This window comes from Aromatoleum toluclasticum ATCC 700605, assembly GCF_000378245.1.
Classification (GTDB): Bacteria; Pseudomonadota; Gammaproteobacteria; order Burkholderiales; family Rhodocyclaceae; genus Aromatoleum; species Aromatoleum toluclasticum.
In genome coordinates, this window is the sequence record NZ_KB899511.1 from 1 (window position 1) to 12,468 (window position 12,468).

Below are 12,468 nucleotides of genomic sequence, written 5' to 3' on the forward strand. Positions count from 1 at the left end.
CGCGCGATCTCTGCCTGCGAACAGCCGCTGCGCATCAAGGCCGTCATGCTGTATCGTTCCTCTTGGGTGAGCTGGTGATACTTATGCATCGTTGCATCCTTTTTCTTGGCGGGAATTGGATGCAAGGAGTATCTCAGCTCTCCCTCCTATTTCGGGCGGCGTTGCGCTTACTTTGTGAATCCGCGATCGTCAACAAGTTCTACATCAAAGACCTGATTGGTGACGGATTCAAAGAAAAGTCTGTCAAGATCGGTACCGTGGAGCAGATTTCAATGTCTATTGGTTTTCCTGTGCCAATGCTTGAGACCGCTGCAGCCTAAATGTCAGTCAAATGGACGGTCAAAAAGCAGACGCCTTTTGACGGTCCGCCTACTTTCACTCCGGACCTCCAGAAACACATCCAGCATAATTATGAGACAGATCAAAAAGCGATTGAGGGATTCGTGAAAAAAATCGGAATCATTGGCGGTCTTGGCCCTGAGGCGACCGTTGACTACTACAAGCGCATTGTCGAGTTCTTCCACAAACACAACCAAAGCCTCTCCACGCCAGAAATCATCATCTACAGCGTCGATATTGCCCATCTATTCAAGCTCGTCACTGAACAGCGCTGGGATAGATTGGCTCAGTGGCTGGCAGAGAAGGTTTCCGCCCTCAAGAACGCAGGCGCGGACTTCGCCGTTATCTCCGCCAACACTCCGCACGTCGTATTCGATCAAATTCAGGCGCAGTCGCCGCTGCCGCTAATCAGTATCGTCGAAGCCGCGCTCGAATCTGCAAGGGCTGCTGGCCTAAAAAGACTGGGACTCCTCGGCACCAAATTTACAATGCAATCTAATTTCTTCGGCGATCGGTTTGCCAAGGACGGTATAACCGTTGTTGTACCGAACGATTGCGAGCAGCAATACATTCACGAAAAGCTCGTGAGTGAGATTGAACTAGGCATCTTCACTGAAGCAACTCGACGTCAGCTTTTGTCCATCATTACGAATATGCGGAATCGTGAGAAAGTTGATGCGGTGATCCTTGGATGCACCGAGTTACCGCTGATTCTTAACGAAGGCGCCTCGGAAGTCCCATTCCTCAATACAACTGCGCTTCATGTTGCTGCTATCTGTCAGCAGTGCATGCCCGCCGTCTGACAATCCATTCCAGCGGACAAAAAGCTGCGTTTTTTCCGTCGACTGAGCTTTTACGTTATGCATCGCACCAGTATCGGTCGCAGCAAGCGAATTGCGCTGATAATGGGCGCCTTGTTCCTGACTCTCGGAACATTCATTGGGCGCGGTGGGAATTTTGAGCGCTTACTGGGGGGATACGGAAATTGAAAGAAATGGCCTTTGCGCGGTGGGCCACGTCACGAAGAAAGAGCTGTTTCTCGTGGCGAATGGTGACAGCGACTACATCGTCGAATATTGGTTGGTCTTGCCACGCGGCGAAAGAGTCGAGGTGAGTCGTGGCGTCAGCAAGCGCCTCTGGAAATGCGTCGAAAAGGGCGGAACATTTGCGGTTCTTTACTCTGCCGCCAACCCGAATCGCAATTTCTCAGTTGCGGGTGGCGTCACTTCAGTGGGGCTCACCACATACTTTCTGTCCTTGCTGCCGCGTTTGCAATCTTCGGCGACCTGCTCGTTCGCGGCGCTTTTCACATGCGGAGCACGGATGCATAGGATGGCACCGCGAACGCTCGTCGTTCTAATGCCAATACTGCTGAATCCAGCGCTCGCTGCTGAGGACGTACCGAAGGACGTCGCGGAATTTTTGAAACGGGGCGATCTCTGCGAGCACTTCCGGCAAGAACCTTGGCCGGAGGGCAGATCAGAAGAAGAAACAGAAAGAAGAGCGTTTATCGTCAAACAGATTGAGGAGTTCTGCACAGGGTTGCCAGAGGCCGCTTTCAACCTTCAGGAAAGATACCGTGGCAATCCGTCTGTACTTAAAGAACTGAACGAGGCAAAGAAATGGGCAGAATGAATCTACCTAACCACAGCCCAACTGCGCTGCGCTCCGACCGTCGGAGGAAATGGCTGCTTATCTTGAAGCCTGCCTGGAAGAAGCGGATCATTTCCCGGTTCTGCGCTTCATAGGGATCCGCCCATGCCACTTCTGTTCTCCTACGGCACCCTGCAACAGGAAAACGTCCAGCTTGCAACCTTCGGACGGCTTCTTTCCGGCACCCCTGACGCTCTCGTTGGCTACGAGCAGTCCATGGTGGCAATCGACGACCCGGAGGTAGTGCGTACCAGCGGAAAGACGCATCATCCCATCGTCCGGTACACGGGCACCGCCGATGCACGAGTTTCAGGCACCGTGTTTGAGATCACGGACCAGGAGCTGGAGCAGGCTGATGCCTATGAGGTTTCGGCCTACGAGAGGGTTGCCGCGCCACTGGCATCCGGCGGCACTGCTTGGGTCTACGTCGATGCCAGTTGTGGGCGGGCGCGTCGTCGTTGAGGTGGATGTTTGTGTTCGGCTTCGGCTTGCCGACCTTCCACGCGCTTCCTCGCGACGCGGCCTGATCCTGCGCTCCGTGCAAGGAGGCGGCGCTTCACGAGCCGACATGTCGGTTTATAATCAGCAGTACTTATTATCACGACTACCTTCTCGTGGCCCTCAGCGAAATCAGCTTCACCCTCCTGCTTGCCGATGCCGCCCGACAGATGCGGCACTCGTTTGTCGCGACGCTTCACGACAGCCCGCTGACGCTCGCGCGGGCGCGGGTGCTGATCCACCTGGAGCGTAACGAGGGCATTCGGCAGGTGGCCCTGGCGGAACTGCTGGAGATCCAGCCGATGACCTTGGTGCGGATGATCGACCAACTCACAAGCGAGGGCCTGGTCGAGCGGCGGCCCGATCCGGCCGACCGGCGCGCGCACCGGCTGTACCTGACCGAATCGGCGCGGCCGCAACTCGAGATCATCGCGGAGGTGGGCGTCGCGGTGCGGGAAAAGGCGTTGGCGGGCATGACCGAAGCGGAGCGGGCGCAGACGATCGCGCTGCTCGAGCGCATCTGCCGCAACCTCGCGACGGAGTGAGCGAGCTCCCCTTCCGCTAACTCACGGCAGCAGTCGAGCGCAGCACACGATAGACGGTGGAGCGCGAGACGCCGAGTGCCTGTGCGGCGGCGCTGACATTGCCGCCAAGCTGCTCCAGCACCCAGGTCACGTAGTCGCGCTCGACCTGTTCCAGGGGCACGATTCCGGTGAAGGCACGCTCGGGCGACGGTTGCGGGGCGGGATTTTCGAGCGGCAGGCGCAGCATTGCGCACACGCTGTCTTCGTCGATGCTGTGGCGATCGCCGAACGCGACGAGGCGTTCGATGGCGTTGCGCAGTTCGCGCACGTTGCCGGGCCAGCGGTAGGCGCACAGGCGCGCGAGCGCGGCCGGCGTGAGCTGGGGCGGCGCGGCGGTGCGTGCGCTGCGGCGTATGAGGTGGTCCACCAGCAGCGGGATGTCCTCGACGCGCTCGCGCAGCGGCGGCACCGGGATATGCACGACGTTGAGGCGGTACAGCAGGTCGTGGCGGAATTTGCCTTCGGCGACGAGCGCGTCGAGGTCGCGGTGCGTGGCGGCAACGACGCGCGCCTCGGTGCGACGCAGCGCGGTGGCGCCGAGCTGGCGGAATTCGCCGGAGTCGAGCACGCGCAGCAGCTTGGCCTGGCAGGCGGCGGGGAGTTCGCCGATTTCGTCGAGAAACAGCGTGCCGGCGCTGGCAACCTGGAAGAGCCCTTCCTTGTCCGCCGTCGCGCCGGAAAAAGCGCCGCGCTTGTGGCCGAAGAGCTCGCTTTCGACGAGGTCGTCGTCGAGCAGGCCGCAGTTGAGCGGCACGTAGGCTTCGGCGGCGCGCGGGCTCCAGCGGTGCAGCAGGCTGGCGACGATCTCCTTGCCGGCCCCGCTCTCGCCGGTGACGAGGACGGGCAGGTCGAGCGGCGCGGCCTTGCGCACGAGCTCCAGCGTGCGCTGCCACGCGGCGCTGCGGCCGATGACGGCGGTGTCGTCGGAACCGCGCAGCAGGGCGACCTCGGCGCTGAGGGCGGCGCAGCGGCGCGCGAGCATGCGCTTTTCCAGCGCGCGTTCGACGACGATGTCGAGTTCGGTGAGCTTGTACGGCTTGGAGAGGTAGTCGAAGGCGCCCAGTTTCATCGCCGAGATGGCGCTGTCGACGTTGCCGTGGCCGGTGAGGATCACGACTTCGACCTGGGGGTCGAGCTGTTTGAGGCGCTTGAGGACCTCGATGCCGTCGATGCCGGGCATCTTGATATCCACCAGCGCGAGATCGACGCCGCCGTGCTGCGCACATTCGAGCGCCGCCTCGCCGTCCGCCGCCTCGCTCAGCCGGTAGCCGGCGCGGCCGAGGCGGCTGGTGAGGAGCTGGCGGTACAGCGCTTCGTCATCGACGATGAGGATGTGCCCTTTCATTGCAGTCTTGCCTCGATGCCCCCGTCGGCGCCCACCTCGTCGACGGGAAGATGGATGCGGAACCACGCGCCGCCTTCGGGACGGTTGCCGCATTCGATGCGCCCGCCCAGTTCGGACATGATCCCGTAGCAGATCGACAGCCCCAGCCCCGTACCGCGCCCGGGGGCCTTGGTGGTGAAGAAGGGATCGAACACGTGGTCTATGACGCCCGACGCCAGCCCCGGGCCTTCGTCGAGCACGTCGAGCTCCACTGTGGCCCCCGACGGGCGCAGCGTGACCAGGATCCGGCCGCGGCCGTCCATCGCGTCACGGGCGTTCTTCACGAGGTTGCGCAGGACCTGGTCCAACAGAGTGGGATTGGTCGCGACCGTCGGCAGCGGCCCTTCCGCGCGCAACTCGACGTCGAGGCCGCGAGTCAGCCCGAGCTCGCGATACGAATCCAGGCGCTCGCGCACGAGCATCGCGACATCGACGACTTCCAGCGGAACGGCCTGCTTGCGCGAGAACAGCAGCAGGTTGTCGGTGATGGCCTTGCAGCGCTGCGCCTGTTCCTGGATGGTGGTGAGCCCCTGGCGCAGGATGTCGAAGTCCGGGTTCGACTGCGCTCCCGGAATCGATTCCATCAGCGCCTGCAATTCCTCGGCAAAGCCGGAGACGAGGCCGAGCGGGTTGTTGATCTCGTGCGCGATGCCCGACGCGAACTGCCCGAGCGCACTGAGGCGGTTGGCCTGCGCGAGCTGGCGTTCCATCTCGCGGCGTGCCGTGATGTCCCGCGCGACGCCGATCACGCCTTCGGGCCGCCCGCCGGTCGACAGCACCGCCGAGCTGACCTCCAGCAGGCGGTTCGATGCGCCGCCCGGCGCGAGCATGATCTCGAAAGGCGGTGCCCCCTCCCCCGCCAGACGCCGGCGGAAATCGCGCTCCACGCGCAAGGCCGAGGAATGCAGCATCAGCTCGGCGCAACTGCGGCCGATGGCGCGATCCGCGGGCACGCCCAGCAGTTCGGCCATGCGTGCGTTGACGAAGCTGAAGCGCCCGTGGAGATCGAGGACATACACGGCGTCGTTGATGATGTCCTGGATCTGCTGCTCGCGGTTTTCCAGGCGCGCGGCGTACTCGGTGAGCTTGCGCTCGCGCTCCTGCTGCGCGGTGATGTCGATGGCGAGTCCGCTGTAGCCGACGATCTTGTCGTCCTTGAACACCGGCTCGACCTGCAGCCGCATCGGCACGGGCTGCCCTGCAGCATCGCGCATCACGACGTCGAGCCGCGTGGCTGCCCGCGCGCTGGCGATGCTCTTGAGGAAGTTCGACGCCGCCACGCGGTATTCGGGCTGGACGAGGTCGCGCAGGCGCATGTTCGGCAGCTGTTCCGGCGTGATGCCCAGCCGCGTCCGCCCTGCCTTGTTGAGCTGCAGCATGCGGCCCGAGACGTGCAGCGCGAACACCATCTCGGGCAGGTCCTCGATGAGGTTGCGGTAACGCTGCTCGGACGCTTCCAGCTCGCGCGTGCGCTCGTACACCTTGCCTTCGAGGACGTTGATGCGGTCCTTGATGTTGAGGGGCTGGAAGTACTTGCGCAGACCTTCGAATTCCGGCGCACAGTCCGCGGCATTCATCAGCGTCCACGAGCAGTGCGCGTCGCCGCGCCCCTCGCATTCGTGCTCGACGCAGATCATGTCGGTCTGGAACACGTAGGACGCGAAGCCCGACGCGTAGCCGGCAAGCGTCCAGCACACTGCCTCGCCGGACTGTCCGAAGAGCCGCAGGTGCTGCTCGGCCTCGTAGGAATTGCGCCAGTTGCCGCTCATGCGGTAATGCCCGCGCTCGCGGTCGACCTCGACGCTGCGCGTCTCGACCTCCGCGATGCCCGAGAACATATGCACGCGCGGCCCGCCGCGGACGAACTCCTCCAGCGTGTCGGGATGCATGAACCCCGGCAGCAGGCCCGCGTCCTCGAAGCCGCAGCTGAAACCGTAGCGAGTGAGAATTACCTTCGCGATGTCTGCGCCGAGCGTCTCGACCAGTTCCTTGCGCAGCGCACCCATCGCGTCGGTGTGCAGCAGGATCGCGCGCCGACCGCTGAACTGTATCGCCCCGCTGTCGGGCGCGAACTCCACCAGGGAGTAGAAATCCAGCTGATCGGCGCGCATCTTGTCCCGGTCCTGACGACTCAGGTTCCGATCATATCCCGATTATCCGGTCCCGCACCGCCGCATGGGGCGGAAGCCGGACCGGAACCATTCGCGATACCGCAGGGCACGCTCAGTGGGCGCCCTGCACCTGCTCCTTGAGATACAACGCATCGCCTGCCGGTGCCTCGCCCTGCTCCGGGGCGGTTTCCGGGTGGAAGAACTGCTTGACGACCAGGGCAGTCATGGCGAGCAGGCCGGGAATCGCGACGACCATGAACACCTCGCTGAACCCGAGTTTGCGGCGCGCGAGTTCGGCCACCAGGAAGGAGCCGGCAATGCCGCCGAAACGGCCGATACCGAGCATCCACGCAACACCAGTGGCACGCCCCTGCGTCGGATAGAACGTGGCAGCGAGCGCCGGCATCGACACCTGCGCGGCGTTCATCATGGTGCCGGCGAGGAACACCACGACCACCAGCGCCCCGACGTTGCCCACCGTCTGCCCGATCGCAAACACCGACACTGCGGTGAGCGCATAGGCGATGGCGACGATGCGATTGCCGTTGAAGCGGTCCATCAGCCAGCCGACGAACACCGCCGCGCAACCGCCGAGGGGGAACAGGGCGGAGATCAATGTGGCCGTCTTGGGATCGAGGCCGGCATCCTTGAACAGGATGGGCATCCAGTTGATCAGCGCGTAGAAGATCACCAGGCCCATGAAATAGGCAAGCCACAGCATCACCGAGCCGACGATGCGGGAGCGTGACAGCACCACGCCCAGGCCGCTCTTTCCATCGGCAACGGCAACGGTCTCGGTAAGGCGGAAGGATGAGGCATGCGCTGCAGCGGCGGAGATGCGCCCGAGCACGGCACGGATACGCTCCGTCGGCAGCCCCTTCGCCACCAGGTAACGCACCGATTCCGGCAACCAGACCAGCATCACCGCAACCAGCACGATGGGAGCGATGCCGCCAAGCACCAGCACGCTACGCCAGCCGAAGTGCGGGATCATCCACGCCGCCAGGAAGCCGCCAAACGCAGCACCAAGGGGAAAACCGGAGAACATCGCCGTGGTGATCAGGGCCCGACGCTTTGACGGAGAGTATTCGCTGATGAGCGTGACCGCGTTGGGCATCGCCGCACCCAGGCCGATTCCCGTCAGGAAGCGCAGGACCGTGAGAACCTGCAGATCCGATGCAAATGCCGACACCAGGCTCGCGGCTGCGAACACCAGCACCGCCACGTTCAGCACCAGCCTGCGTCCCAGGCGGTCCGCCAGCGGGCCCGACAACAGCGCCCCGCCCGCAAGCCCGAACAGTGCCGCGCTCAGCACCGGCGCCAGGTCCGGTTTGGTGACACCCCATTCCTGAATGAGCGAGGGCGCGATGTACCCGATCGCCGCAGTGTCGAAACCGTCCAGCAGCACGATCAGGAAGCACAGGACGAAGATGAGCCACTGGAAGGCGGAAAAGGGCTCGTGGTCTATGAAGGACTGGACGTCGACGGCGTTATTGGTGGACACGGTTGTCTCCTCGGTGGCCGGATGGTTTAGCGGCTGCGGGGTGGCCTTCCCTCGACAGCCTCTCTTTGCTTCAGGTGGGTCAGCCCCGGATGGGGCCGCCCGATCCGGTTCGTCAGGCGGCAGCAGCAGCGTGGCGCTCATGCAACGCGCGCAGCCGTCCCCGCTGCAGCTTCCCCGTTGGGGTCAGCGGCAGGGCATCCAGCCAATGCACCCAGCGCGGGCGTCGATGGCCGGGCAATGCGGCGATACCTTCCTCCAGTCGCTGGCGTGCCTCGGCCCAGCGCCCCGGCGCCGCCACGACGAGCACCGCCAGCGCCGTCAGGCCGTCGGCCGAATCGACGCCGACCGCGGCAATCTGCTGCAGCGCTTCGCCGCAATGTGCCGACAGCGCCTGCTCGACCCACAGGGTACTCACCCATTGGCCCGCGATCTTGAGCATGTCGTCATTGCGGCCCGCGTATTCCAGCGCGCCGTCGGGGTGGCGCAGGAACATGTCGCCGGGCGAGAACCAGCCGCTGTCGAAATCGACCTGTGCATCGGGCCGCTTCCAGTAGCCGACCGCGACCGTCGTGTGGCGCACCCAGATCCGCTGCGGCAGATCCGCATCGACGTCCGGATTGAAGCGCACCTCGGTCAGCGGCGTCGGGCGCATCAGGCCCGAGTCGTCGTCGCTGTAGAGCATCAGGCACAGCGTCTCGGAGGTGCCGTAGCCGCTGATCAGCCCGCATCCGGTCTGCTCGCGCCAACCCTGGCGTATCGCGAGCGGCAGCGCCTCGCCGGCCGACACGAAGTGGCGGATGCCGCGATCCGCCAGCCGCGCCGCCACACCCGTCTGCAGCATCTTGTTGTACAGCGTAGGCACGCTGAAAAGCAGCGTCGGGCGATGTTTCGCGACCCTCTCCTCGACGCGCTCGGCCGTCGGCCATTCGCGGTCCAGGATCACCGTCGCCCCCGCGCGCAGCCCCGCGAACAGGCTGTTGCCGAGCGCGTAGGCGAAGAACAGCTTGGACGTTGCGTACAGGCGGTCCGCGGACGTCAGCCCGGCGAGATTACAGGCGAAGGAATGGGCATTCACGACCACGCGCTGCACGTGGATCACCCCCTTGGGCGTGCCCGTCGTGCCGGAGGTGCCGATCCACAGGGCCGGCGCTTCGGCATCGAGTTGCATGGGTTCGATCCCTTCCGCACAGGTGAGCGCCTGCGTCCAGTCGCGGTCCGCAACGCCGCTGCCGACCACCGCGGGAGCACCGGGGAGCGTCGCGACCAGCCCCTGCAGTTCCACGGACTGCGCCGGCTCGCACCACACGAAGCGTGCCTCGCATTCCTTCAGGATGGGTGTCAGCTCCGCCATGGACAGCCGCGGATTGACGCCGATAACCACGCCGCCAGCCCAGATCGCGCCGAGGTAGGCCTCGGCCCAGTCGTCGCTGTCGGGCGCGAACACGACCACGCGCTCGCCCACAGCCAGTCCCAGGGCTTGCCACGCCCCCGCCGCGCGCCGCACGCGCTCCCGCAGCTCGGCGTAGCTCACGCGCCGTTCATCGCATTCGATGGCAATCGCGGCATCCGCGCCCGCCGACAGCAGGATTTCAGCAGCATTCATTCGCACTTCTCCACGTTGAGGAGGGTTTCCCGACAGGGACCCGTGTAGTCGTCCGGTGAAACTCGAGTTGCGCCGAAGAGTGACCGAATTTTTGCGCACGATAGGCTCGTGCGAGGACCGGAACAATACACGACGGCCATTTTCTGCATCGATTTTGATGGATATCAAATTATCTTGCAGTGCACGAAACAACCCCGGCAGACGACTTCTCCACGTCGCCGGCACCGCATCGCGCGCAGCACCTGACAGCGGCTGCGAATCCGCTGGTACAGCCGCGCGTTTTCGCTCCGACGATCGCGCGCACCGCCACCCGGCAAAAAACCCCGCGCCTTTTTGTTTGACTTCAAACTGTTTTATCGCCACACTACATCCAGCCAACAGGAAAACAGGAGACGACGATGGGGATCAGGGACAAGGTCGAACAACTGTGTGCGCGCATGCACGACACCCCGCAATACGAGACCCAGGGTGCCGTGCTGTTCGTCGACCTCGAGAAGCGCGAAACGCAGCGCAAGTACCTGCCGGTCGACGTGCTGCGCACCTACCTCGGCGGGCGCGGCGCGAATATGTATCTGCTGTACAACCTGCTGCAGGACGGACGCGAAGCCCTCGACCCCGAAGTCCCCCTGATCTTCGGCGCCGGCACCCTCACCGGCGACATGCCCGCCGCCACCCGCGGCAACTTCACCAGCCGCTCGCCCGAGAGCGACGCGATCCTCGACACCAACGGCGGCGATTACTTCCCGTCCTTCGTCAAGCGCCACGGCTACGACCACATCGTGCTGTACGGCCTGGCTGCGCAATGGACGCTGCTGCGCATCGCACATGAAGAAGTGCAGTTCATCGACGCGACACCCTACGTCGGCCTCGACAACCTCGACCTTCCCGGCGCGATCGAACGCGACTTCGAATGCACCGAGCGCAAGGACATGGCCCTCGCCCGCATCACCACTGCCGGGGAGAACCTCGCGCTGTGCAGCGGCATCATGGGCGGCATCAAGGCGATCTGGGCGCGCGGCGGCGGCGGCGCGAAGATGGGTTCGCTGCACCTGAAGGCCATCATGGTGCACGGCAAGCCGGATGAAGCCCCGAAGGTCGCCGAGCTCAAGGCGCACAACAAGGTGATCGGCAAGAAGATCACCTCGACCTCGGTGATCAAGAACGCCCTCAAGCAGGTCGGCACGCCCTTCCTGTACAAGCCCTCGCGCGTGCTGGGCGCGCTGGGCACGATGAACAACCAGAAAACCGCGTGGCACGAGACGCTCGACGCCGACAACTTCGACCCCTACCGCCCCGGCATGGACGGCTGCTTCAAGTGCCCGGTGCATTGCCGCAACCTCAACGACATGACCCCCGAGGGCAAGGGCGGCTGGGGCTCGGCCGCGCTCAAGGGCCTGAAGGGCAACGCCAGCTACGACAAGGCGCAGGCCGACGTCGAGCACGGCAAGGAGCGCACCTACAACGGCATCCGCGGCGACGGCAAGTTCGACCAGTACGACAAGGGCGACGGCCCCGAGTACGTCACCGTCGGCAAGTTCGGCCCGATGATCGGCCTGAAGGAGCCGGAGCACATCCTGCGCCTGAACAACATCCTCAACGACCTCGGCCTCGACTCGGCCTCGACCGGCAGCGCGATCTCCTGGGCAATGGAGCTGTGGCAGCGCGGCATCATCGACGCGAGCCACACCGGCGGGCTCGACCTGTCGTGGGGCAACTACGACACGGTCGAGAAGCTCCTCTTCATGACCGCGAAACGCGAAGGCTTCGGCGACACCATTGCCGACTCCGCACGCGCCGTCGAGCGCGGCAAGTATCCGGCCGAAGCCCTGAACTACCGCATGGCGGTGAAGGGCCTGTTCCAGTCCGACCCGCACGACGCCCGCATCCTCAAGGCCTTCGCGCTGGGCCTGTCAGTCGCCACGCGCGGCATGGACCACCTGCGCAACCGCGTCACGCTGGAGATCAACGCCCGCATCAACGACGACGCCGCGTTCAAGACAGAACTCTACGGCGGCTCCGTCGCGCCCGAGCCGAACCGCTACGAAGGCAAGGAGTTCGCCGTGCGCCGCTGCGAGAACACCTTCGCGGTCGGCGACTCGGTAGGCATGTGCCGCTTCAACACCAAACTGTTCAACTCACCGACGACCCCGGACTGCGGCGACTTCGCGACCCAGCTTTCGACGGCGACTGCGCTCGAGTTCAGCGGCGAACAACTGAACGAGATCGGCCGCAACATCACCGGACTGGAGCGGATGATCAACTTCCGCCTCGGCCTGCGCGGCAAGGACGACACACTGCCGAAGCGCTGGTTCGACGAGGAGATCGAGGTCGGCCCCTTCAAGGGCGAGAAAGTCGACCGCAAGGAGTTCGAAGCGATGAAGGCGCGCTTCTACGAAGTCACCGGCCTCAACGCGGAAGGCGTGCCCAAGGCCGACTGGCACGAGCAACTCGCCGGCGCCACCACCGGCTTCGCGGTGCGCGTGGAACTGCCGCACCCGCTGCCCGGTGCGCCGGAAAAGGCGATCGTGATCGACGAACCCGTCGCGAACGTCATCGCACTGCGCGACGCACTCGCCCGCCGCCTGCCCGAAGCCCGCGAAGCGCTCAACGACCACTCGTGGAACGTCGCGGTCAACGGCCACATGGTCCTCGCAGGCGAGCGCGATACCGCCCTGCACCACGGCGATCGCGTGGCCTTCGTACCGATCATCGCCGGAGGCTGAGCGCGGGAACACGGACGGGGAATCCTTTCACCATCCGCGCAGGACGAAATGAAAACGGCGGACGATCCT

10 protein-coding genes are annotated in these 12,468 nt (G+C 64.3%); 6 read left to right on the top strand and 4 right to left on the bottom strand.

Annotated features, from left to right (window positions below; translation table 11 throughout):
• From F464_RS31175 to F464_RS0124265, 5 genes are all read left to right on the top strand, one after another.
• Positions 1-320 (top strand): hypothetical protein (locus F464_RS31175; protein ID WP_198292337.1); only part of this gene is annotated, 320 nt, incomplete at its 5' end.
• Positions 321-1,142, top strand: coding sequence for an aspartate/glutamate racemase family protein (locus F464_RS0124255; RefSeq protein ID WP_018992452.1), 822 nt, complete (start codon positions 321-323; stop codon positions 1,140-1,142). It begins immediately after the preceding gene.
• A 136-nt stretch (positions 1,143-1,278) separates the two neighbouring features.
• A complete protein-coding gene (locus F464_RS31180; protein ID WP_198292338.1) occupies positions 1,279-1,974 on the top strand; it encodes a hypothetical protein in 696 nt (231 codons plus the stop codon).
• A gap of 123 nt (positions 1,975-2,097) precedes the next feature.
• Positions 2,098-2,454: a gamma-glutamylcyclotransferase family protein gene (locus F464_RS0124260; RefSeq protein ID WP_018992453.1), complete on the top strand. Its 357-nt coding sequence runs from the start codon at positions 2,098-2,100 to the stop codon at positions 2,452-2,454.
• A 152-nt stretch (positions 2,455-2,606) separates the two neighbouring features.
• The gene (locus F464_RS0124265; protein ID WP_018992454.1) at positions 2,607-3,035 is read left to right on the top strand and encodes a MarR family winged helix-turn-helix transcriptional regulator; all 429 of its coding nucleotides are present in this window, start codon (positions 2,607-2,609) and stop codon (positions 3,033-3,035) included.
• 16 nt (positions 3,036-3,051) lie between these two features.
• Here F464_RS0124265 and F464_RS0124270 read toward each other — a convergent pair whose 3' ends face one another.
• The 4 genes from F464_RS0124270 to F464_RS0124285 form a co-directional block, all read right to left on the bottom strand.
• Positions 3,052-4,419, bottom strand: coding sequence for a sigma-54-dependent transcriptional regulator (locus F464_RS0124270; protein WP_018992455.1), 1,368 nt, complete (start codon positions 4,417-4,419; stop codon positions 3,052-3,054).
• Positions 4,416-6,569 carry a PAS domain S-box protein gene (locus F464_RS0124275; protein WP_018992456.1) on the bottom strand — a complete coding sequence of 718 codons (2,154 nt, stop codon included), beginning with the start codon at positions 6,567-6,569 and terminating at the stop codon, positions 4,416-4,418. The genes F464_RS0124270 and F464_RS0124275 overlap by 4 nt, the downstream gene beginning before the upstream one ends.
• Before the next feature lie 112 nt (positions 6,570-6,681).
• Positions 6,682-8,073, bottom strand: a complete 1,392-nt coding sequence (locus F464_RS0124280) for an MFS transporter (RefSeq protein ID WP_018992457.1) — start codon at positions 8,071-8,073, stop codon at positions 6,682-6,684.
• 112 nt (positions 8,074-8,185) lie between these two features.
• Entirely contained in the window at positions 8,186-9,676 is a 1,491-nt protein-coding gene (locus F464_RS0124285) for an AMP-binding protein (protein ID WP_018992458.1), read from the bottom strand.
• A 398-nt stretch (positions 9,677-10,074) separates the two neighbouring features.
• Here F464_RS0124285 and F464_RS0124290 point away from each other — a divergent pair, with 398 nt between their 5' ends.
• A complete protein-coding gene (locus F464_RS0124290; protein ID WP_018992459.1) occupies positions 10,075-12,399 on the top strand; it encodes an aldehyde ferredoxin oxidoreductase C-terminal domain-containing protein in 2,325 nt (774 codons plus the stop codon).
• Positions 12,400-12,468: the final 69 nt, after the last annotated feature.

Coding starts and splice junctions, on each gene's coding strand:
- F464_RS0124255 (WP_018992452.1), top strand. CDS start 321: ATGTCAGTCAAATGGACGGTCAAAAAGCAGACGCCTTTTGACGGTCCG.
- F464_RS0124260 (WP_018992453.1), top strand. CDS start 2,098: ATGCCACTTCTGTTCTCCTACGGCACCCTGCAACAGGAAAACGTCCAG.
- F464_RS0124270 (WP_018992455.1), bottom strand. CDS start 4,419: ATGAAAGGGCACATCCTCATCGTCGATGACGAAGCGCTGTACCGCCAG.
- F464_RS0124275 (WP_018992456.1), bottom strand. CDS start 6,569: ATGCGCGCCGATCAGCTGGATTTCTACTCCCTGGTGGAGTTCGCGCCC.
- F464_RS0124285 (WP_018992458.1), bottom strand. CDS start 9,676: ATGAATGCTGCTGAAATCCTGCTGTCGGCGGGCGCGGATGCCGCGATT.
- F464_RS0124290 (WP_018992459.1), top strand. CDS start 10,075: ATGGGGATCAGGGACAAGGTCGAACAACTGTGTGCGCGCATGCACGAC.